A 21,706-nucleotide genomic window follows, 5' to 3' on the forward strand; every position below is an offset into this window, starting at 1 on the left:
ATACAACCTTTTGTATTTTTGTTTATTTTAGCAAATCTTTGATGTTTTGTTTGATTGTTTTTGGATCGTTTTCATAGGTAGTTAAAAGCTCTTGAATAAGTTTTAAAAAATCATCAAAATCATCAGGGTTTTCTTTTTTAAATTTAAGCACTCTATCTAGGATGATAAAAGCGGCTTCTGTTTTGTCATTTTCTTTTTCATAAAGCTCTTTTAACTCTAAAGCAAACTTAGTGTAAGTATAAGCTTGCTTTGGCTTTGAGATGATATCAAAGATGTTTGATTTATAGCTAAAAAGCAATGAAAAAAGTTGAGGTAGTTTGTTTAGCATGGTTTATTGTTCAATATATCCGCAATCTCTACATTTTCTTTTTCCATTAATAGAGGCATCTTTATTTGTAAAAGGAATTTGTACCCAAGAATGCTGTATATCGCCCAAACGTTCTTTTCCACATTGAGAGCATTTTTCTATTATCTGACATCTTTCATTTTTTCTTACTTTTTCAAATTTGTGATATGTTCCAAATTCTCTGTGCTGACAATAAGTACATTCTTCATAACCTCTGCAAGAGTACGGATCTGTTATAACTCTTTCTGCAAAGTTGTGATTGTATTTACTGATATATTCATTACAGTCAGGGCATGTTTTTGAAAGATAGCATTGAGGTTTTCCTTCTTCATTGCTGTAAGTTCCTCCGTGCCACCCAATTCCACATTTTGCACTAATTGCTATAGATTTTAAAGTATCTAAAAATCCCATTTTATTCCTTTTATATTTTTAAATTTTCATTGCTAAACATAAAATCATCAAATTCTTTTCGTGTTTTAAATAAATCATCAACACCAAATTTTTCTGCAAGGTTTATAATAGATTGATTTGCTTGTGTATAGTTACTGTTATTTAAGGTGGTTTGTAATTCTTGAAAACTCATATTGCTAGTATTTTTTAAATCACGCATATAATCATCTATGAAAATTTCCAAAGATTCTTGGTTTTCTATCATTTTAGGCATGATTTTATCAAAAACCATTTCAACTTCTTTTCTTCTTGCTTTAGCTAAATTCGCCTTAGCAAAAATTGCAACAAAACTATTTATTGTTATTTCAACAGTTTTAGAAAATAAAACCACAGCTAATGAACAAATGAAAATGGATATTCCTATGGATAAAATTTGAGCTAATTGACTTCCACCTAATGCTTGACAAATTTGTTCTTCTAAGGCAATTGCAAATATAGTCATGATAGCTGAAAACAAAGATTTTAATATCACTTTTATAAGTTCATCAAAACTTTTAATTTTACCAGTTATATAAGCATATATTGCATTCCATATAGATTTTAAACTACTTCTTAAATTTTTCCACAAAGCTTTTAAGTGCCCACCAATTCTTTTAAAATATTGCGAAGCAATTCCAACAATAACATCTATAATACCATAGCTAGCTCCTCTTATAAAAGCATCTTTCCCGCTTTCAATTACTCTTGATAACAAACGCTTAAATCTTACTTCAAAATCCTCATGTTCTTTTTTTATAAATTCGCTTTTAAGTTCAGCTATAACACCGCTTGCAAATGTACTAAGAACAACAACACCAGCATCACTAGCTCCAGTTTGAAAAACATTTATGGCAGCTTGTTTTGCTTGAATAATATATACTTCTTTTAAGGCCTTATCTTTGTCTGTATGGTTTGTAGGTTCGTTTTTCTTTAAATGATTAAAAATCTCTTTCTTTGTCTCAAGTTCTTTTTTTAAAGACTCTTTTTCTTCTTCGGATGCTTTTTCTATAGTGCTTTCTAATTTTTCTATCTCTTTTTGTGCATTTTCGTATATTTTTTTATTGACTACAATATAATCTATTTCTCCATTTTTAATTTTATTAAAATCATCTTCATGTTTTTTGCTAAATATATCATCACTTTTTTTGATAGTAATAGTTTTATCTTTGCTTTCTTCTTGTGTATAGCCAGCTTTTTCTCTTTCACTACCTTGAGTAAGAAAAGAAAATTTGCTTTTATATTCTTGAAGTTTTTTTTCTAAAGTTGATTTTTTTTCTTCAGGCGCTTTTTCTATAGTGCTTTCTAATTTTTCTATCTCTTTTTGCGCCCTTTCGTAAGTTTCTTTATCAGTTTTAATATAGTCTAAATTTCCATTTTTAATCGCTTCAAAATATTTATTATATTCTTTTCCAAATATACTATCATTAACAGCTTTTAATTGTTCTGTTTTAGCTATTTCGCCTTTTTCGTTTAAAGTTACGGTATCTACTATAGTATGATTTGTTTTGGTTAAGTTGTCTAGATTGACATTGTTTGTCAAATTTTTAATTTCTTCATCGCTATAATTTGCCAAAATTGTCTCTTTTTTGTATAGATCAATATTTTCCCCTTTGAAGACTTTGCTTATTTCGGCAAGCTCATCTGTTGTGAAGCTTCTATTTTTATTTTTATTATATGCGTTGCTGATGTTTTCTTTACCAACTTCTAGTGTTTCATAAAATTGACCAAAACCATTTGGGTTGTTGCCATGTTGTTGCGTAGCTTTTTGCATATTTGTTGTAAGTTTTGCACTTTCCATATAGGCTTCATATGAGTTGACATTAAATATATTGATGGGTAATCTTGCTAAACTTTGTGTCCCTAGTTCTTCTAGTAATTCATCAAACAATGATACAGTATTCATGATATCTTCCTTATTTTAAAGCGGAAATTCCGCTTTTAAATAGTTTGTATTTCTTTATTTAAATTTTGTGCTATTTGGACAGCTTTTTTAAATTCTTTATTTACTATGCCATCTTCAGTTAGTACATTTACCTTACAAATACCACTAATTGCTTTCACTAAATTGACAATAAATTGAGTATATGCTTTTTCACCATTAGTGAATTTAGAATAATCATTTTCTCTTATAATCATTAATTTAAAAGTTTGTAATTCTTTAATTAAAATTCCATCTAAATTTTGTATAGCTATAAGAGATTCATTTACAATAGAACCGATTGCTGTTGTAGCAATTCTTGCAGTATCCATTTCACTTGCTGCTGCTTTTGCTTTATGTAGGTTACTTTTTGCTTCGTCCAAAGCTTGCTCTCCAACTTTAGAATATAAAAATCCTCCAACTGCTAAAACAGGCGCAGCTACTATACCACCTAAAACAGCCATTCCACCAGCCATTCCAAATCCACCTGCAGCTAAGCTACCTCCTCCAAGCCATGCTAAAGTAGCATTAGTAGCCGCTGCGCCACTCAGTGTAGAAATTAAAGTTCCGGTAGAAGCGCTTGCAAGTAATCCAACACTACCATAAGCTCCAATACCAGCTAAAGCCCCAGCACCAAGAGATGCTATCCCACCTGCTGTTAATTTTGTAAAGTCAATTACACTTTCTTTGGTAAATTCTATAAATTCATTAATATTAAATTTTAAATCATCTTTAGAAAAATCATCGCTTTCTACATTTTTAAGTTTAGAAAAAATATCAATAAACTCTTTAAAAGAATTTTGATGAATATGCAACTTTGCATGCCCTAAATTTTCCAAAGCTTGTTCAGCATTTTTTCTAGCTACGTCTAAATTTTCTTTTGCATAATTAAAAATAGCTTTAGCATTATTATCTAACTCTTCTGCTGCACACTTATCTTGATAACCATCGTATGCTTTTTTAGCACCAAATACACCTGTTGCTAAAGCTATTCCGCCTAAAATAAATGGAACTGCCATTTTAAATCTCCTTTGTTATTAAATTTATTTTGTATTTTTTATCTAGCTTCAATTTATCTTGCAATAAATTACATATTTTTATATTTTCGTTATAAAAATCCTTTTTACTCATAGTGTCTTTAAAATATTTATTGTAAAAATCTTCCACTCTGCATACTAAGGGTCTTTCGTTGTAAATTTTACAAGAGTTATCTTCTTGTAAATTAATGCAAACACCATTTATATTAAAGTGTTTCAACTCTTCAATGCCATTAATATTTTTACAACATGCTCCACATGAAGTGCAAGGAAAATTATGTTTTAATATTATTTAACCCTCCTTATTATTTTTTATGTCAATTATATCAATACCCCCCCCCCGTATTGTCAAGGTTTTTAGTATTGTTTACTTTTAATTATCCTTGCAAGTATCATTACACCAGCTAAAATTAGCACGTAAGAAACCACTACATTTATAATTCCGTATTTTTCTATTAAAAATAAACTTGGTAATATAACGCACCACACTACAAACAAAAATAAAGCCCAAAAAGTACCACAAACTATAGCCCATATAGCAGTAGCTATCATAACTATAATACCAATTACTATTGCCATTTGACTCCTTTATTGGATTTTATAAAATTAATAAAATCATATTAAATCCTTGTGACAGGTTGTGTCATAAAAATTTAATTTTTCTAAAGCATAGTTATAGTAAAATGATAGCTTTCTTTTATGAAAAAATTTATCCAAAGGATACACATGCCAAAAATGAAAAGCGTTAAAAGTGCTGTTAAACGCTTCAAAGTAGGTAAAAATAAAATCAAAAGAGGCGCTGCTTATAGAAGCCACATTTTGACTAAAAAACCTGCTAAAAGAATGCGTGATCTTCGCACTTCTAAGTATGTTCACTCAACCAATGTTAAAGCGGTTGAAAAAATGTTAGGAATTTAAGCTCGCTTAAATTTAGTTTTTGACGAAAGTCATTCAAACTCCCCTTATTTAAAGGGCAAGATTCGTTTAACGAACGCCAATTTGTGAAAGGATAAATATGGCAAGAGTAAAAACAGGTGTTGTAAGACGCCGCAGACATAAAAAAGTTTTAAAACTTGCGCGTGGTTTTTATAGTGGTCGCCGCAAACACTTTAGAAAAGCTAAAGAACAATTAGAAAGAAGTTTGGTTTATGCGTATCGTGATAGACGCCGCAAAAAACGCGATTTCCGTCGTCTTTGGATAGTGCGTATCAATGCAGCTTGCAGACTAAATGATATTAGTTATTCAAGATTTATAAATGGTCTTAAAAAAGCAGGCATTGAGCTTGATAGAAAAATCTTAGCTGATTTAGCGATGAATGACGCAGCTGCTTTTGCCAAAATCGCAGATGCTGCTAAAAAAGCACTTTAATCTTACTGCAAGGCTTTTTATAAGCCTTGTTTTTCTCTTTGCTTTCTTCTTAAATTCTCTTTTTGCTAAAGATATTTTGCTTTTTAAAGTTTATGATGAAAAAGCATTTAAAGATGTAAATTTAAGCCATTATCTCATGAGTGAAAAACTCGATGGCGTAAGAGGTCTTTGGAATGGTAAGTCTATGCAAACAAGAGCAGGAAATGCTATAAAACTCCCTTCATTTTTCATAAAAAACTTTCCTAAATTTGAGTTAGATGGAGAACTTTGGATAAAAAGAGCTTCTTTTGAAGAAATTTCATCTTTAATACGCCAAGAAAATCCTGATGAAAAACTTTGGCAAAAAGTAAGTTATAATGTCTTTGATGTGCCAAATGCTTGTGAGGAATTTAAACTTGATCCTTGCACCTTAGAAGCAAGATTAGAAGTTTTAAAAAAGTATTTAGCTAAAAATCCAAATGATTTTATAAAAATCATCCCACAAATTCGCATTAAAGATAAAAATCATTTAAAGCAGTTTTATCAAGATATCATTTCACATAAAGGTGAGGGCGTGATTGTAAGATTAAACAACGCACCTTATGAAAAGAAAAGGTCAAACAATGCTTTTAAACTAAAACCTTTTGATGATGCAGAATGTGTTGTAAAAAAGCATTTTGAAGGTAAGGGAAAATTTGAAGGTAAAATGGGATCTTTGCTTTGTGAAGCAGTGATTGAGGGTAAAAAAGTAAGTTTTAAGATAGGCTCAGGTTTTAAAGAAAGCGATCGCTTAAACCCTCCGCCAGTTGGTGCTATTATCACTTTTAAATACAATGGCTTAACCAAAAATGGCAAACCAAAATTTGCTAGTTTTTTAAGAACGAGGGAAGTTTTTTAAAGCATTAATTCCTAAAAATATAGCAAAAGCAACACATGAGATCATAATGATACTAGCACCACTTGAGATATTAAAATAATAACTCACCATCAAACCACTTAAGCAAAAACATAAACTCAAAATACTTGAATAAATCATCATCCAACCAAGTTTTTTACTAATACCTTCTGCTATAAAGCTTGGTATGCTTAATAAAGCCATGGCTAAAATTAATCCCACAAGTCTAATACCAATAACTACGCACAAGCTTATCATAAAAATCAAAAGATAATAAAATAAATTAGTGTTAATCCCTCTAGTTTGAGCAAATTCGCTATCAAAGCTTATGATTTCAAATTGTCTATAAAAGCATAATAAAATAATGATAAAAATGATATCTGCACCAAGCATAAGCCAAATGTCTTCATTAGAAACGGTTAATATATTGCCAAATAAATATGCCATTAAGTCGTTATTGTATTTTGGGCTTAAGTCTATAAGTATGATTCCTATAGCCATACCAAACGCCCATATGACAGCTATAATGCTATCGCTTCTGTTTGGATAGTGTTTGCTTAAATAAGCCACTATAAAGGCTAAAATCAAAGTAAATAAACTTGTGCTAAGTAAAACGGGTAAAGAAAAGTAAAATGCTACTCCAATGCCACCAAATGCCCCATGTGTAATGCCACCAGCCATAGACATAAGCCTATTTACCATTACCAAACTTCCTATACAACCACATGCAATGCTTACTAGCACACAAGAAAATAAAGCATTTTGAAAAAAGTTAAAATTTAAAATTTCAAGCATTACATTCCTTACATAGGCAAGAATTTAAACTCATTTCAACATCGCAAAAATGAGAATGGTTTTGGTATAAGTGTTTTATATAGTTGATTTTATTTGGATCTTTAATGTTTTTGTGTATAAAAATTTCTTTGTTTAAATATGCGATTTTATCACTATATGCTAAAGTTATGTTAATGTCGTGACTAATGCATATAATACCTATGCCATTTTGATGAAGTTGTTTTAAAAGCTCAAAAATTTGTATAGCATTTTTAGTATCTACACTTGCTGTAGGCTCATCTAATATAAGCAATTTACACTCTCCTACTAAAGCTCTTGCTATGAGCACTCTTTGTCTTTGGCCGCCGCTTAAAGAATGGATAGTTTTATCCCAAAAATCTTGCATAGATACTTTTTTTAGAGCATCTAGAGCTAACTCTTTGTCTTTTTTGGTGTAAAAACCAAAAGTTTTATGATTTATCCTTCCCATAAGCACGACTTCTAAGACTCTAGTTGGAAAATTGGTATTAGTTAGAGTGTTTTGTGGGACATAGCCTATTTGACTTAAATTTATATTTTTAAATTCAATTATATTTTTACTTTTTAAAAGTCCAAATATGAGTTTTATAAGGGTTGATTTTCCACCACCATTTGGTCCTATGATAGATAAAAAATCATTATTATCATAGCTTAGATTGATATTTTTTAACACAAGTTCTTCATTATAAGAAAAATTTAAATTAGATATTCGAAATAATTCCACTAAAATACACCTTCTTTGGTATTGATGAATAAAAATAATCCAAATGATATCATAAATATCAAAGCTAGATACTCTAGTAAGGTTCTTATTTTTATAGTTTTGACATTTTGGTGAATTTTATTTGCCCCTATAGCAAATAAAAATAATACAAAACACATTCCCAATGTCACAAACACAGCAGAGCTTAAAGCATAAAAAAAGTTGAATTTATACGCAAAAATAAAAAGTAATATAACACCAGGACAAGGCACCAAAGAAGCTCCTAGTATGACTACCCATTCACTTGTTTTATGTGAGTGGCAAGAGCATGAGCAAGAGTTTTTATGAAGTATTTTTTTGCTTAGCATAAAAAGAGCTATAAAAACTATAAGTAAACTTGTAAATTTTGTAAGAATAAATCCAGCCATATTGATATCTTTGAGTAATTTCTCAAGGATAATTATACCAATGCTTACAAGTAAAAATGCACTCATTATATGCACTATGCCTATTTTTAATACAAAATAAAATATTTTAGAAAATGAGCTTTTGTGTGTTAAAAAATACGAACTTGTAAGCATTTTAGAATGACCTGGTGTACTAGCATGAAAAACGCCATATCCAAAAGATATGATTAATAATATTAAAAATGTTTGTATATTAAATTCTTGTTGAAGAAGTTGCTTGATATACAATAAAATATTTTCGTTAAAAATTTGCAATTTATTTAAAAGATCATCTATAAAATTTGGACTTTGCTTGATTTGAATTTCTGCAAAGGTTGTATTTGGTGTTTTGCCTTTTTGTGCTTGTAAAAATATGAGATTTAAATTGGGATTTGCACTTAGATAATAGTTTGAATTCAAAGTGATAAAATCTTGCGGTATAAATTTAAAACTAAAAAATCCTTCCTTATCTTCAAATCTTATGCTAAATGTGTTATTTTCTTTTATAGGGATGTTAAGATTTACTTCAAAAGTGAAAAATAGTTTCGTTTTATCTAAGATTAATTTGGCATTTAAAAATTTTTCTATGTAAATTTTTTCATCTAAATTGTAAAATTGAAATTGCATTAAAAATTGTCTTGGCTCTATATAATCTAAAAGAGTATATTTAATATCAGTAAGTTCGTCTTTGTCTAAAGTATTATTATAATTTATATCATAGTTTTGAAGTAGTATTTTTATAAAATCTTGCGAAAATTCCCAAGTTACATAAATTTTATTGATGTTATCATCACTTGCGTTAAAGTCTAATTTTACATTTGCCGTTGGAGTATAAGCTGCACACAAAGCACAGCTTAATACTTTTTGAAAGCATATAAAAGCTAGTATTAAAATGATTTTCATTCTAAAGCCATTTTTAATGCTTGTATGGTTTTTAAAAGTTCTTTATCCCAATCTTTAGCCAAATGATCGATAAAAACAATTTTTGCGTTTAATTCTTTAGATAATACTTTAGCCGAATTTTCACTAAAACCAGATTGGACAAAAATAACCTTTATGTTTTTTTCTTTGGCTATTTTTATTAGTTTTTGCAAATCTTGAATTTTTGGCTCTTTTCCATCAATTTCCACAGGAATTTGGATGAGGTTGTATCTTTTTGCAAGATAATTCCAACTAGGATGATAGACTATAAATTCTCGGTGTTTGATATCTTGTAAATTTGTTTTGATTATTGAATTTAAGTCATCCAATTCTTTAAGAAAATTTTCTAAATTTTTTGCATAAAAGTCTTTATTTTGTGGAAAAGTTTGACTTAAAGCTTTATAGATATTTTGTGCTTGTATTTTTACTAAAATAGGATCTAGCCAAGTATGAGGATCGTTTTTACCATGCTCATGTTCATCAGTCTCATCATTTTCTAGTAATGATATGCCATCATTAATATTAGCAATTTTGACATTTTTGAGTGTATTTTTAAATTTGTTTTCTAGGATTTTTTCAAGTTCTAAATCGGCAAGAAAATAAATTTTGCTTTTTTCAAGATTTTTAATCATCATAGGTTTAAATTCTACATTATGTTCATTGGAATTAGGTGAAATCAAGATATTAATTTCAACACTATCTTTAGCAATCTTTTCTACAAAAAATGCCTGAGGTGGTATGCTAACACTCACAATGGGTTTTGAAAAAGCAAGTGCGCATGATAATAACAATAACAATATTTTTAACATTAATTCCTCCTGATTATCTAAAATTTATGTAATTATATATAATGCAACTTAGTTGCAACTTAAAAATTAAGTTGCATTTATAAAACTTTTTTTGTGGTAAAATACATTTATTTTCTAAGGTAGAATTATGGAAGCTATTGATTTATTAAAAAAACATGATATTTCTATGACAACTTTACGAGTGGAAATCTTGCAAATTTTATCTCTTGCTAAAACCCCATTAAGTTATGATCAATTTAATCTCAAAGCAAATAAAACTAGCTTTTATAGAAATATGGAGCTTTTTGAAAAAAAGGGTATTGTTAATAAAAGTCAACTTGATCGCAAAAGTTTTTATGAATTAGCAGATCATGCTAAAGCACATTTTATATGCGATGTATGTCATGAGATTAGTGATGTAAAAATGCCTGAAATTAAAGGGATTATAAAAAGTGTTGTGATTAAAGGAATTTGCCAAAAATGTGAGAATGAATAATGAATTTATGGAATAAAAAAGCAAAAAACTATGCAAGATATAGTTCTAACTTAAACGAAATTCAAAAAGTTACTTTTGCAAAACTTGGGTCTTTACAAGGCAAAATCGTGGTGGATATAGGTTGTGGAAGCGGTGTTTGGACTTTGCATTTAGCACAAAAAGCAAAAAGTGTTTTGGGTGTAGATAGCTCTAGTGCTATGCTTGAAATTTTACAAGAAGATGCAAAAACCCATGCCATATCAAATGTAAGAACCCTAAATTTAGACTTTGAAAACTTTTATAAAAACAATAACACAAATTTTGATTTAGCTTTTTTGAGCATGTCTCCTGCTTTGCAAAATGAAAAAGACTATAAAGCTTTTTTAAGCTTAGCTTCTAAAAAAGTATATTTAGGCTGGGCGAGTAGGCGCAAAAGTAGCTTTAGATCCTATATTTGAGCATTTTAACACGCATTTTAAAGGTTTTTATGAAGAGGATTTGCAAAGTTTTTTAAATGCGCAAAATATTTCTTATGAGAGTGAAATTTTTAATGAAATTAGAGTAGTAAAAAGAGATAAAGATAGTGCGATAGAAAATGCTTTGTGGCATTTGAGTATGAATGGCATTAATGCAAACAAACAAGAGTTAGAAAGCTTTGTAAAAGATGAGGTAGAAGAGATTATAGAAGCTAAGATAAAACTTTTGATTATTGATTAAATTTCAAGGCTAAATAACCTTGAAATTTAAAGTTTTTCCTGCCATAAATGGCACCACATCACCGTATTTTTGCGCTACTTGCCATTCTTGTTTTTCTAAAGTGATGATTTTATCTTTTTCAAATTTAAGATTATGGATTTTACAAGCATTATCTGAAATAAATTTTTGTAAATTTGCTTCATTTGAGTGCTTTTCAAAAAGTTCAGCTAATACAGGTAAAATCACCGGTGCGCTAAATACGCCAGCCGCACACCCGCAGCATTCTTTAGTGTGCAATGGATGAGGTGCGCTATCACTTCCAAACATAGCTTTTTCATAACCACTAAAAGCAAGCTCACATAAAGCGTCTTTGTCTTCATAGCGTTTTGCAATAGGCTTGCAAAATAAATGCGGATCCATCTTACCACCCACCACATCATCAAGGGTTATCATTAAATGATGTAAAGTGATAGTTGCGTATAAATTTTCATAATCTTTTAATAAATCACACAAAACCTTAGTGGTAATATGTTCCATTACAATTTTTAATTTTGGAAAATTTTTAGTTAATTTTTCATAGATTTTAGCAAAATTTGCCTCTCTATCCATTACAAAATCATTTGTTTCTCCATGTACAAGTAAAGGCAGGCCAAGCTCACTCATAGCATTTAGTGTAGGTTTTAACTTTTCTATATCAAAGCTTGAAATTCCATTATCTGAATTTGTAGTTATGCCTGCAGGATAAAGTTTGATAGCAAAAATTTCATCTTTAGCTTTTTCTAAAAATTTCTCATCATAGTCTTTAAAAAATAAAGTCATCAAAGGCGTAAAATCTTCATTTTTGCATGCTTTTAAAATGCGTTCTTTGTAGGCTTTTAGTGTATTTATTTCAGTAAGCGGAGAGATTAAATTTGGCATGATAACTCCCGCTTTAAAGTCTTTTGCGCTAAATGGAGCTACAAGTTCAAGCATGCTTTCATCGCGTAAATGTAAATGCATATCCAAAGGGTTTTTAAGCGTCATTTTATCTCCTATTTGAGTTTATATAAGCCGTTTTTGAGCTTTTCAAGCAAAGCTTTCTCTTCTAAAAATTTAAAAGTAGAAATGATGGTTGGTTTGCTGATGTTTAACTTTTTAGAAAGTTCTTCGATATTTGCAAAGACAAAGCCATCTTCATTAGCATGAAGGGCTAAAAATTCTAAAATTTCAAAGCGTTTTTTACCAAAGATTTTCACGCATAGTGTTTTTACTTTATCATCCATTCTCTAGCCATATTAAAAAGAATAAAACTCCAAGTAATTATAGCCAAAACAACGCTAAAAAACACCCCAGCGCTCGCACAATCTTTTGCTTTTTTAGCTAAGATGTGAAATTCGCTCGTGTAAAGATCCACGCAAGCTTCTATAGCAGAATTTAATGCTTCTATAATTAAAATCAAAACTAATACTAAAATAAGCACAAAATGTTCTAAAAAACTCACAGGTAAAAAAAAGCTTACAAAAATCAAAGGTAAGATAATGGCAAATTCTATTCTAAAAGCCATTTCATCTTTAAGCAAGAATTTAATGCCACTAAAGGCATAACTTGCATTTTTAAATAAAGAATACTTTGGCTTCATTAAGGATTTTCCTTTAAATTTTTACTATATAAGTCATAGTTTTCTTCATATTCTTTAGTTTGGACATTAAAATATCCTAATAAACTTGAAAAAATATTATCTTGAGATAATTTATAATCTTTCTTTTTTTGTAATTCTTGGATTAAATTATTATCTTTGCTCCAAAGAATCATAGGAACATGAGTTTGTTCTTTTGGTGCTATGAAATAGGGCATTCCATGAAGGTAAATTCCATTTTCTCCTAAACTTTCTCCATGGTCTGATACATACAACAATGAGGCATTTTGTGCAGGACTTTGCTTTAATAAGTCAATAAGACTTTTGATGATAAAATCTGTATAAAGTAAAGTATTGTCATAGGTATTAGTTAATTCTTCTTGCGAGCATTGTTGTAATTCATTTGTATCGCAAGTTGGCGTAAATTTTTTAAACTCATTTGGATAGCGCTTAAAATAAGCTGGTCCATGAGAACCTTGCAAATGAACGACTATGATTTTACTTGAAGATGGATTTTGTAATTGTTCTTTTACAAGCTCAAGTAAACTCTCATCATAATCTTTTGAAATCAATTTATGTGCTATACGATCGCAGTTTCCTTTGCAACCTCCAGAATTATTTCCAAGCCAAACACTTTGAACTCCAACTCTTTGCAAAATATCTAAAGCATTTTCTTCATAAAGACTATTGTCAAAAGTAGCTCTTTTGTGTCTTGAAAATATACAAGGTAAACTTCTAGCAGTTGCTGTCCCGCAAGAGCTTACATTGTCAAAATATATTAAATTAGGTTCGTTTTTGGTGTAAAAATTAGTATCATTTTTGGTATAACTACCCAAAGAATAGTTATTTGCTCTAGCGGTTTCCCCTATGACTAAAATCATAGTTTTGTTTAAGTCTTTTTCCATTTTCGCATCTAAAGCTATCTTTTGAAGTTCTTTTTCTGGAATAACTTCTAATTTTATATATTTAATTGCTGAATAAATTTGATAAAAAGGAGTGTTATAAACTCTTACTTCATTATAAGTTCTTAAAAATGGTACAATACTTTTTGAAAAAATTCCAAGCAATCCAAAAGCAACAAATAAAGCAACAAATAAAGTACTAAATTTGATGATTAAATGTTTTTTGATATTGTGATATTCTATTTTGGTTTTTATAACTAAAAATGCTGGAATCACAAAAGTAAAAAATATATAAACAAAAATATTAAAATTAATCAGATCACGTACTTCTTTTTGATCAGTTTGCATAGCATTTCTAATCATATCATGATCTATAATAACACCATAATTGATCATAAAATAACTACTAATTGAACTCACACCTATTAAAAAAATCATTAAAATCTTGCTAAGATAAGGCAAAAATAATAAAGCGAAAATTCCAACTAATAGTGCAAAATATATAATTATATATAAAATAATGGAAATATCATTATTATGAGGATGTAAATTTTCGTGAATATAAGAAAACAATTTCAGATTGATACTAGTTATATAAAAAGCACTCAAAATAATAAATTTAAGCCACGATATATTAAAAAATTTCATGAAATCCTTTCAAAATTAAAGATTTAATTATAAATAAAAATGGTTAACTTAATATCTTTATGGTATGATTTTGCTTTTTGTAAGTTTAAGGATTAAATTATGAAATTATTATCATGGAATGTAAATGGCCTAAGGGCAATTTGTGATAAAAATGCACTTGATTGGATTGAAAAAGAAGAAATTGATTTTATAGGTTTTCAAGAAATCAAAGCACACGAGGATAAATTTCCAAAAAGAATTTATGAGTATCCTTTTAAACATATGTATTCAAATAGTGCTAAAAGAGCAGGGTATTCAGGCGTAATGAGCTTGTGTAATTTTGATTGTGAGGTAAAAAAATGTGAGTTTTTTGATGATGATGAGGGTAGAGTTTTAGAGCATAGCTTTAAAAATGTAGTTTTGTTTAATATTTACTTTCCAAATGGTCAAAAAGATGAAGAGCGTTTGAATTTTAAAATGAAATTTTATAATAATTTTTTAGTGTATTTAGATAAACTTTTAAAAGAAGGTAAAGAAATTATCATCTGTGGAGATGTTAATACCGCACATCGTGAGATAGACTTAACCCACCCAAAAGCTAATGAAAAAACTTCAGGTTTTCTACCGATTGAGCGTGCTTGGATAGATGATTTATTAAAATTAGGTTTTATAGATACTTTTAGGCATATAAATGGCGATGTTAAAGAAAAGTATTCGTGGTGGAGTTATAGAATGAAAGCAAGAGAAAGAAATGTAGGCTGGAGGATTGATTATTTTTTCATTTCTAATGGCTTAAAAGATAAACTTAAAAATGCTTTTATAAGAGATGATATTTTTGGCTCAGATCATGCTCCTGTAGGGATAGAAATCGATATTTAAGGTATTTTTTAATGCCTTAAATAATTATTAAGTAAAAATTGTTATAATTTCATCTTAAAACTGCAAAATGGCCCATTCGTCTAGCGGTTAGGACATCGCCCTTTCACGGCGGTAACACGAGTTCGAGTCTCGTATGGGTCACCACTTACTATTTTATATCCGCTTTTTTTGATAATCATTGTCATATTTTACAAAAAGTTACATTGTTCGATTTAAATATTTTTTATTTGTTTTATCTTATTTAAATTAAGTTTATTTTAAAATACTTATTATTAATATATTGAAAGTTATTGTTAATAATTTGTAAATTTTTACATTGACTTCACACTTGTTTTTTAAAATATACAAAAAGGAGGACAAAATGTATAGACCTAAAAGCAAAAATGAGTTAATGAATTTGGTGCATAATGAAAGAATTTCTCTAAGGGATATTGATGTATCTTTGATTGATGATTTTTCTTATGTATTTTATTATTCTAAAAGATTGGATTTTTTAGGTATTGAACATTGGGATGTATCAAATGCTAAAGATATGTCTTATATGTTTTATTGTTGCGAAAGTTTTAATGCAAATTTGTCACGCTGGAATGTTTCTAAAGTTGAAAATATGGCAAGTATGTTTTTTAACTGCAAAAATTTTAATCAAGATTTATCAAAATGGGATACTCAAAATTTAAAAGATATGTCTTATATGTTTTTTAATTGTGTTAATTTTAATCATTCTTTATTGCATTGGAAAACTTCAAATACTACCAGAATGGCACATTGTTTTGAAAACTGTCATGCGTATGAACATAGTGTTGTGAATTGGGATGTGCAAAATGTAATTACTATGGCATATCTTTTTCACAATTGCAAAAATTTCCATCATGAATTAGATGAGTGGAATATCCAAAAGGATTGTAATACTGAAAAAATGTTTGGAAATCGTGGTATTGATAAACTTTATGCAGTAAAAGGTATAGAGTTAGAATAAACAAAATTCACACAATTTTTGTGTGAATTTTTCTTTTATCTTTTTAAGTTTTTCATCAAGTTTTTGTACTAAACTTATCTTCATAAAGCGTTATTTTTTAGCTTCTAGAGATTATTTTTTAGGAAAATTTACATGAAAATAAAATTTATTACAAAAAGAGATAAAAGTCAAGTTGCATTTGATATTTTTAAAATTAAAAATGCTATTTTTAGAGCCAATATAAACTCTACTGATAAAAAATTAGAAAATGATGAATTAGGTAGGCTTTGTGATGAGGTTGTAGCTTTGCTTGATGAAAATCATGCACAAGTAGAACAAATTCAAGATAAAGTTGAAGAGGTTTTAATAAAAAATGCTTTAATCAATACTGCAAAATCTTATATATTATACCGCCAAAAAAGAACACAAATCCGCAATGGTAGCTATGATTTGCTAAATTTGTATGATGATTTAACTTTCAAAGATTCTAAAGAAGCTGATTTAAAAAGAGAAAATGCTAATATCAACTCAGATAGTGCTATGGGTATGATGTTAAAATATGGTTCAGAAGGAGCAAAATACTATGTAGATGAGTGTATTTTACCAAAACATATCGCAAATGCACATAAAAATGGCGATATACATATACACGATAAAGACTTTTATATGCTAACACAAACTTGTTGTCAAATAGACTTGTTAAAGCTTTTTGAAAATGGTTTTAGCACTGGACATGGAAGTTTGCGTGAGCCAAATGATATCAGATCTTATGCTTCTTTAGCTTGCATTGCTTTACAGGCTAATCAAAATGAAATGCATGGAGGTCAATCTATACCAAATTTTGATTTTGCTATGGCAAAGGGTGTGGCAAAGACTTTTCAAAAAGAGTATAAAAAGGCTATAAATGCTTTTTTTGAAATAAAATTAGAACAAAACCTAGATGAGCAATGCTTTAAAAATGCTAATTTTCAAGCTTCAAATGAAAAAGAATGTTTCAAAGAGCTTTTAAAGCTTGATTTAAATAGTGATGAGAATTTTTTAAAACAAGCAAATGCTTATGCTTACAAAAGAGCATTAAAGCAAACCCAAGATGCGACTTTTCAAGCTATGGAAGCTTTGGTGCATAATCTTAATACTATGAACTCAAGAGCAGGAGCTCAAGTGCCTTTTAGCACGCTAAATTATGGCACCGATACTTCTTTTGAAGGGCAAATGGTAATAGAAAATTTACTCAAAGCCACGATGAAAGGCTTAGGAAATGGTGAAACACCAATTTTTCCTGTGCAAATTTTTAAAGTAAAAGAAGGTATTAATTATAATGAAAAAGATCCAAACTACAAGCTTTTTAAACTCGCTATAGAATGTGCTTCTAAAAGACTTTTTCCAAATTTTAGCTTTTTAGATGCAAGCTTTAATGCAAAATACTATAAAAAGGGTGATTATAATAGCGAAGTAGCTTATATGGGTTGTAGAACTAGGGTTATGGCAAATGTTTATGATGAGAGTAAAGAAATCACAAGCGGCAGGGGAAATTTAAGCTTTACGAGTATAAACCTTGTGCGTTTAGCCATAGAAGCTAAAGGAAATTTAGAGCTTTTTTACTCACTTTTAAAAGAAAAATTAGAGCTTGTGTATGAGCAATTACTTCATAGATATAAAATTCAAAGTCTAAAAAAGGTTAAAAATTTCCCATTTTTAATGGGCGAGGGAATTTGGATAGATTCAGATTCTTTAAAAGAAAATGATAGCGTAGAAAAAATCATAGCACACGGGACTTTAGCTATAGGTTATATAGGACTTTGTGAGAGTTTAATAGCTTTAGTAGGTTCTCATCATGGACAAAGTCAAGAAGCAAGGGATTTAGGTTTGCAAATCGTGCGTTTTATGCGTGAATTTGTCGATGAAAAAGCACTCAAAGATAAGCTTAATTTTTCACTCATAGCTACCCCAGCTGAGGGTTTAAGTGGAAGGTTTTTAAAGCTAGATCAAAAAAAATACGGCATTTTAAAAGGCATAACTGATAAAGATTTTTATACTAATTCTTTTCATATTCCTGTGGATTTTCCTATTAGTATATATGAAAAAATTCAAATAGAAGCCCCATATCATGAGCTAAATAATGGTGGGCATATTACTTATGTAGAATTAAACGGCGATGTGAGTAAGAATTTAGAAAGTTTTGAACGCATTATAAAATGTATGAAAGAAAGCAATATAGGCTATGGCTCGATTAATTTCCCACTAGATAGAGATCCGGTATGTGGTTATAGTGGTGTGATAGATGAGTTTTGTCCAAAGTGTCATAGAAAAGAAGATGATATTAAATTTGAACGCATAAGAAGAATCACAGGCTATTTAGTAGGAACGCTTGATCGTTTTAATGACGCTAAAAAAGCTGAAGTTCATGCAAGAATTAAACACGATTTTTCTTAGATTAGCCGGTGTCATAAAAGAATCCATAGTCGATGGCTATGGTTTGCGTTATGTGATTTTTACTCAAGGCTGCCCTCATCATTGCAAAGGTTGTCATAATCCACAAACACATGATTTTAACAAAGGATATTTGCAAGATTTAGCAAGTTTGTATGATGATATTTGTAAAAATCCTTTGCTCCAAGGTGTTACTTTTAGTGGTGGGGAGCCTTTTATGCAAGCAAAAAATTTAAGTATTCTAGCAAAACACATTAAGGCTTTAGGGCTTGATCTTACTATATATACAGGTTTTACTTATGAAGAGCTATTACAAGAGCAAGCTATGAAAGAATTGCTTATCTTAGCTGATGTTTTGATAGATGGGAAGTTTATTTTAGAGCAAAAAGACCTATCTTTAAAATTTAAAGGTAGTAAAAACCAACGCATTATTGATGTAGCAAAAAGCTTAGAGCAAGGCAAAGTAATACTTTTTGAAAAATAAAGACTCATTTAGTCTTTTTTAACTTAACTATGTTAGAATGTTATAAAATTTAAAAAAAGGAGAACAATATGTTTGAATTAAGAAAACTACCTTATGAAGCAGACGCTTTTGGAGACTTTTTGAGTGCAGAAACTTTTGCATTTCATCATGGCAAACACCACCAAACTTATGTAAATAACCTAAACAATCTTATCAAAGATACTGAATTTGCAGGAAAAGATTTAGTTTATATCATACAAAACTCAAATGGCGGAATTTTTAACAACGCTGCTCAAGTGTATAATCATGACTTTTATTTTGACTGCATTAAGCCAAAAACATGCTGTGGTTGTGGCTGTTCTTTAAGTGATGAGTTTAAAGCAGCGGTTGAAAAAGACTTTGGTTCTATGGAAAATTTAAAAGAAGAATTCATCAAAGGAGCTACAGGAGTATTTGGTTCTGGTTGGTTTTGGCTAGTTTATAACACTCAAAATCAAAAATTAGAATTAGTAGCTACAAGCAATGCTGCTACACCTATCACTGAAGGTAAAGTTCCACTTTTAGTAGTTGATGTGTGGGAGCATGCTTACTATGTAGATCACCGTAATGCACGCCCTGTGTATTTAGATAAATTCTACGCACACATTAACTGGGAATTTGTAGTAAAAGCTTATGAATGGGCTATCAAAGAAGGTATGAATTCAGTAAGCTTTTATGCAAATGAACTTCATCCTATAAAATAAGAAAAAAGTCTCTTATTTTTAAGAGGCTTTTTTTAATCAAAGCTAAATTATCTTAAGAATAACAACAATAAAAATATCCTAATTTACACAAATAATTAACAAAAGCACTATCATATTTAAAAAATATTAATAATTATTTTTTATCATTACAAAAAATTTTAATAAATCAAGGAGTTTTAATGTCTTATTTTATGGGGGGGGGGTATGTGAAAATAATCCCACTTTAAAATCATCTTATTCAAACAATAATCTTTCTTTTGTTAAAAAAACTTTCTTATCTTTAGCGACTATATCTTTTTTGGCAACCTGTGCCAATGCTAGTATAGTAACTATAAATGGTCAAAATTCTAATAGTAGTATTAAAAATACTAAAACCAAACAAGTAAAAAATTCAAAAAATATTAGTGGTGGTAATTGTAGTGGTACAGAGTGTACTATAAATGATAAACAAACAGGAACAGTAACCATAAATGGAAGTGATGGTGGTACTTTAACTATTAACAAGGGTGGTAGTGTTACAAACTCAAGTAAACATGCTGTAGAAATTATGGATAGTGCTACTAATGTAACCATTAATAATGCTGGTACAATAAAAAGTACAGCTAATGGTAATAATCATGGTATAGAAATATGGGATAGTTCTACTGTAGATAAAATAACTAATACAGGTTTAATTGAAGGCTCTAGTGCCGGTGTTAGTGTAACAACCAAAAATACTACTTTAAAAAATTTAGAAAACAGCGGAACTATAAAAGGTGGTTCTAATGGTATAAAAGTTGATAATGGAGGTAAATTAGAAACGCTTAATAATACAGGTACCATAATTGGAAGTGGAAGTCATGGTATTAGAGTTGATAGTGCTACATTGCAAAATTTAAAAAACAGCGGAACTATAAGTGGAAATGGTTATGGTGTTTATATTAGGAACTCTACATTAGATAATTTAGAAAACAGCGGAACTATTAATGATGGCAACGCTGCTGCCATTTTTGTTTATGGAGGAAATATTGGAACTATAAACAATTCTGGTAATATAATTTCTACAGGAACTAATGATTGGAGTGCAGCTATTAAGCTAGAAGGCGGTGGTAAAATAGAAAATATTACTAATACGGGCACTATAGAATCAAATCATGATGGAATTGCTGTATCTTATGGTAAATTTGAAACTCTAGACATAAAAGATGGTGGAATAATAAAAGCTAAAAGACATGGTATAAATATAAGTCAATGGCAAACATTAGGAGATTTATATGTTGATAATGCTAGTATTTATGGAGGAGAAAGTGGTATTTTATTAAGTACAGGTTCTACTACAAGCGATATATCTATAAAAAATGGTGGCGTGGTATATGGTGGTGATTATGGGATGTATTTTGATCACGCATATTTAAATCAAAACACAACTATAGCTGGAGAAAATTCTGCAATACATGGTGGAATTGCTGGAATTTATTTAAGCAGAGGATCTGCTTTAAAAGGAACTATAGAGGTTAAAGAGAAAGGTATGATCTCAGGTGGTGAGAATGGATTTGGTATTATAAATGCTGATAATGCTAATATAGGCGGATCTATTTTAATCAGTAGTGGCGGTGTGGTTACTGGTATTTTAAATAAAGATAATGCTAAGATTACCGGAACTATAAAAGTGGATGGAGAAGGCTCTTCTATAGTAGGTGGTATAATAAATCAAGATAATGGTAAAATAGAGGGTTTTATAGAGGTTAATAATAAAGGACAGATAGATAGTATCATCAATGCTGGAAGTGGAGAGATTAGCGGTAGTGTAAAAGTAGATAATCACTCTAAAGTTGAGAATATTATCAATGGTGCTTTGGCAAGTTCTTTTTATAATAATGGAGTTTCTACTGGTAAAATTTCAGGAGATGTTAGCGTTGATAATGGAAGTATAGTTGGAAGCATCATCAATGCTGGGCAAGGAGAGATTACTGGTGGTATTAAAGTTGATAATAATAGCGAAGTTACTAATATTTCTAATTCTGGTAATGGGCTTATTAGCAGTGATGTTAGCGTTGATAATGGCTCAAAAGTAGGTAATATCATTAATGATGATTATGGAAAAATTACAGGGGATGTATCTATAGGTAAAGATTCTTCTGTAGATAAGATTATCAATAGTGGTCATGGTAGTATAGGTGGAAATATTACAAACAATGGTAATTTAGGTTCAATTAACAATAGTGGTTCTATCAGCGGTTCTATTGAGAATAACAACGGTGATTTAGAAATCAAAAATGATGGAGATTTGGGAGGTTC

24 protein-coding genes, 1 tRNA gene and 1 pseudogene are annotated in these 21,706 nt (G+C 29.6%); 12 read left to right on the forward strand and 14 right to left on the reverse strand.

The genetic code is table 11. The features are described from left to right. Nucleotides 1-22 precede the first annotated feature (22 nt). From L8W64_RS04470 to L8W64_RS04495, 6 genes are all read right to left on the reverse strand, one after another. Nucleotides 23-328 (reverse strand): hypothetical protein, encoded by a 306-nt coding sequence (locus L8W64_RS04470; protein ID WP_039625032.1) that lies wholly within the window; start codon nucleotides 326-328, stop codon nucleotides 23-25. Between the two features lie 3 nt (nucleotides 329-331). Further along, a complete protein-coding gene (locus L8W64_RS04475) occupies nucleotides 332-757 on the reverse strand; it encodes a hypothetical protein (RefSeq protein ID WP_214135730.1) in 426 nt (141 codons plus the stop codon). A 10-nt stretch (nucleotides 758-767) separates the two neighbouring features. Beyond that, complete coding sequence (locus tag L8W64_RS04480) at nucleotides 768-2,678, reverse strand: hypothetical protein (protein WP_263672946.1); 1,911 nt, start codon at nucleotides 2,676-2,678, stop codon at nucleotides 768-770. Nucleotides 2,679-2,713: 35 nt separating this feature from the next. Continuing rightward, nucleotides 2,714-3,712 (reverse strand): hypothetical protein, encoded by a 999-nt coding sequence (locus tag L8W64_RS04485; RefSeq protein WP_263672947.1) that lies wholly within the window; start codon nucleotides 3,710-3,712, stop codon nucleotides 2,714-2,716. A gap of 1 nt (nucleotide 3,713) precedes the next feature. Then, nucleotides 3,714-4,022, reverse strand: a complete 309-nt coding sequence (locus tag L8W64_RS04490) for a YkgJ family cysteine cluster protein (RefSeq protein WP_201737055.1) — start codon at nucleotides 4,020-4,022, stop codon at nucleotides 3,714-3,716. Between the two features lie 65 nt (nucleotides 4,023-4,087). Then, nucleotides 4,088-4,309, reverse strand: coding sequence for a hypothetical protein (locus tag L8W64_RS04495; RefSeq protein ID WP_263672948.1), 222 nt, complete (start codon nucleotides 4,307-4,309; stop codon nucleotides 4,088-4,090). Between the two features lie 147 nt (nucleotides 4,310-4,456). Between L8W64_RS04495 and rpmI the strand changes: the two genes are divergently transcribed. From rpmI to L8W64_RS04510, 3 genes are all read left to right on the forward strand, one after another. Beyond that, nucleotides 4,457-4,648 carry a 50S ribosomal protein L35 gene (gene rpmI, locus L8W64_RS04500; protein WP_039617094.1) on the forward strand — a complete coding sequence of 64 codons (192 nt, stop codon included), beginning with the start codon at nucleotides 4,457-4,459 and terminating at the stop codon, nucleotides 4,646-4,648. Between the two features lie 97 nt (nucleotides 4,649-4,745). Beyond that, nucleotides 4,746-5,099, forward strand: a complete 354-nt coding sequence (gene rplT / locus L8W64_RS04505) for a 50S ribosomal protein L20 (protein WP_039617097.1) — start codon at nucleotides 4,746-4,748, stop codon at nucleotides 5,097-5,099. Beyond that, the gene (locus tag L8W64_RS04510; protein WP_263672949.1) at nucleotides 5,077-5,976 is read left to right on the forward strand and encodes a DNA ligase; all 900 of its coding nucleotides are present in this window, start codon (nucleotides 5,077-5,079) and stop codon (nucleotides 5,974-5,976) included. The genes rplT and L8W64_RS04510 overlap by 23 nt, the downstream gene beginning before the upstream one ends. On the opposite strand, the gene L8W64_RS04515 is transcribed toward L8W64_RS04510, so the two are convergent. Genes L8W64_RS04515 through L8W64_RS04530 form a run of 4 tightly spaced genes read right to left on the reverse strand, consistent with a single transcriptional unit; the run spans nucleotide 5,953 to nucleotide 9,665 of the window. Beyond that, complete coding sequence (locus tag L8W64_RS04515; protein ID WP_263659196.1) at nucleotides 5,953-6,768, reverse strand: metal ABC transporter permease; 816 nt, start codon at nucleotides 6,766-6,768, stop codon at nucleotides 5,953-5,955. The two genes, L8W64_RS04510 and L8W64_RS04515, sit on opposite strands and share 24 nt — an antisense overlap. Continuing rightward, nucleotides 6,761-7,510, reverse strand: a complete 750-nt coding sequence (locus L8W64_RS04520) for a metal ABC transporter ATP-binding protein (RefSeq protein WP_263660398.1) — start codon at nucleotides 7,508-7,510, stop codon at nucleotides 6,761-6,763. Before L8W64_RS04520 ends, L8W64_RS04515 begins: the two co-directional genes overlap by 8 nt. Next, nucleotides 7,510-8,838: a DUF1007 family protein gene (locus L8W64_RS04525; protein ID WP_263672950.1), complete on the reverse strand. Its 1,329-nt coding sequence runs from the start codon at nucleotides 8,836-8,838 to the stop codon at nucleotides 7,510-7,512. Before L8W64_RS04525 ends, L8W64_RS04520 begins: the two co-directional genes overlap by 1 nt. Next, nucleotides 8,835-9,665, reverse strand: coding sequence for a metal ABC transporter solute-binding protein, Zn/Mn family (locus L8W64_RS04530; protein WP_263672951.1), 831 nt, complete (start codon nucleotides 9,663-9,665; stop codon nucleotides 8,835-8,837). The genes L8W64_RS04525 and L8W64_RS04530 overlap by 4 nt, the downstream gene beginning before the upstream one ends. 127 nt (nucleotides 9,666-9,792) lie before the next feature. On the opposite strand from L8W64_RS04530, the gene L8W64_RS04535 reads away from it, so the two are divergent. Together L8W64_RS04535 and L8W64_RS04540 are read left to right on the forward strand one after the other, a co-directional pair. Beyond that, nucleotides 9,793-10,140, forward strand: a complete 348-nt coding sequence (locus L8W64_RS04535; RefSeq protein WP_220566989.1) for a Fur family transcriptional regulator — start codon at nucleotides 9,793-9,795, stop codon at nucleotides 10,138-10,140. Beyond that, a pseudogene (locus L8W64_RS04540) lies at nucleotides 10,140-10,836 on the forward strand (class I SAM-dependent methyltransferase). Before L8W64_RS04535 ends, L8W64_RS04540 begins: the two are co-directional and overlap by 1 nt. A gap of 9 nt (nucleotides 10,837-10,845) precedes the next feature. On the opposite strand, the gene pyrC reads toward L8W64_RS04540, so the two are convergent. The 4 genes from pyrC to L8W64_RS04560 are packed head-to-tail and all read right to left on the reverse strand — an operon-like array spanning nucleotide 10,846 to nucleotide 13,980. After that, nucleotides 10,846-11,838 (reverse strand): dihydroorotase, encoded by a 993-nt coding sequence (gene pyrC, locus L8W64_RS04545; RefSeq protein WP_263672952.1) that lies wholly within the window; start codon nucleotides 11,836-11,838, stop codon nucleotides 10,846-10,848. A gap of 8 nt (nucleotides 11,839-11,846) precedes the next feature. Further along, nucleotides 11,847-12,077: a helix-turn-helix domain-containing protein gene (locus tag L8W64_RS04550; protein ID WP_263661418.1), complete on the reverse strand. Its 231-nt coding sequence runs from the start codon at nucleotides 12,075-12,077 to the stop codon at nucleotides 11,847-11,849. Beyond that, nucleotides 12,062-12,433 carry a diacylglycerol kinase gene (locus tag L8W64_RS04555; protein ID WP_263660393.1) on the reverse strand — a complete coding sequence of 124 codons (372 nt, stop codon included), beginning with the start codon at nucleotides 12,431-12,433 and terminating at the stop codon, nucleotides 12,062-12,064. The genes L8W64_RS04550 and L8W64_RS04555 overlap by 16 nt, the downstream gene beginning before the upstream one ends. Beyond that, entirely contained in the window at nucleotides 12,433-13,980 is a 1,548-nt protein-coding gene (locus L8W64_RS04560; protein ID WP_263672953.1) for a phosphoethanolamine transferase, read from the reverse strand. The genes L8W64_RS04555 and L8W64_RS04560 overlap by 1 nt, the downstream gene beginning before the upstream one ends. 99 nt (nucleotides 13,981-14,079) lie before the next feature. On the opposite strand from L8W64_RS04560, the gene L8W64_RS04565 reads away from it, so the two are divergent. The 7 genes from L8W64_RS04565 to L8W64_RS04595 all read left to right on the forward strand — a co-directional run. Further along, the gene (locus L8W64_RS04565) at nucleotides 14,080-14,838 is read left to right on the forward strand and encodes an exodeoxyribonuclease III (protein ID WP_263659189.1); all 759 of its coding nucleotides are present in this window, start codon (nucleotides 14,080-14,082) and stop codon (nucleotides 14,836-14,838) included. 69 nt (nucleotides 14,839-14,907) lie between these two features. Continuing rightward, a tRNA-Glu gene (locus L8W64_RS04570) sits at nucleotides 14,908-14,982 on the forward strand. A 217-nt stretch (nucleotides 14,983-15,199) separates the two neighbouring features. Further along, nucleotides 15,200-15,814, forward strand: coding sequence for a BspA family leucine-rich repeat surface protein (locus L8W64_RS04575; protein ID WP_263669998.1), 615 nt, complete (start codon nucleotides 15,200-15,202; stop codon nucleotides 15,812-15,814). A gap of 132 nt (nucleotides 15,815-15,946) precedes the next feature. Next, entirely contained in the window at nucleotides 15,947-18,226 is a 2,280-nt protein-coding gene (locus L8W64_RS04580) for an anaerobic ribonucleoside triphosphate reductase (protein WP_263672954.1), read from the forward strand. Then, nucleotides 18,198-18,707 (forward strand): anaerobic ribonucleoside-triphosphate reductase activating protein, encoded by a 510-nt coding sequence (gene nrdG, locus L8W64_RS04585; protein WP_165955263.1) that lies wholly within the window; start codon nucleotides 18,198-18,200, stop codon nucleotides 18,705-18,707. Before L8W64_RS04580 ends, nrdG begins: the two co-directional genes overlap by 29 nt. Before the next feature lie 68 nt (nucleotides 18,708-18,775). Then, the gene (gene sodB / locus L8W64_RS04590; protein WP_263659185.1) at nucleotides 18,776-19,429 is read left to right on the forward strand and encodes a superoxide dismutase [Fe]; all 654 of its coding nucleotides are present in this window, start codon (nucleotides 18,776-18,778) and stop codon (nucleotides 19,427-19,429) included. A gap of 298 nt (nucleotides 19,430-19,727) precedes the next feature. Then, on the forward strand, nucleotides 19,728-21,706 hold a 1,979-nt coding region (locus L8W64_RS04595; RefSeq protein WP_412175212.1), incomplete at its 3' end, for a beta strand repeat-containing protein.

The sequence above is a fragment of the Campylobacter sp. IFREMER_LSEM_CL1097 genome (assembly GCF_025772225.1).
GTDB lineage: Bacteria > Campylobacterota > Campylobacteria > Campylobacterales > Campylobacteraceae > Campylobacter_D > Campylobacter_D lari_D.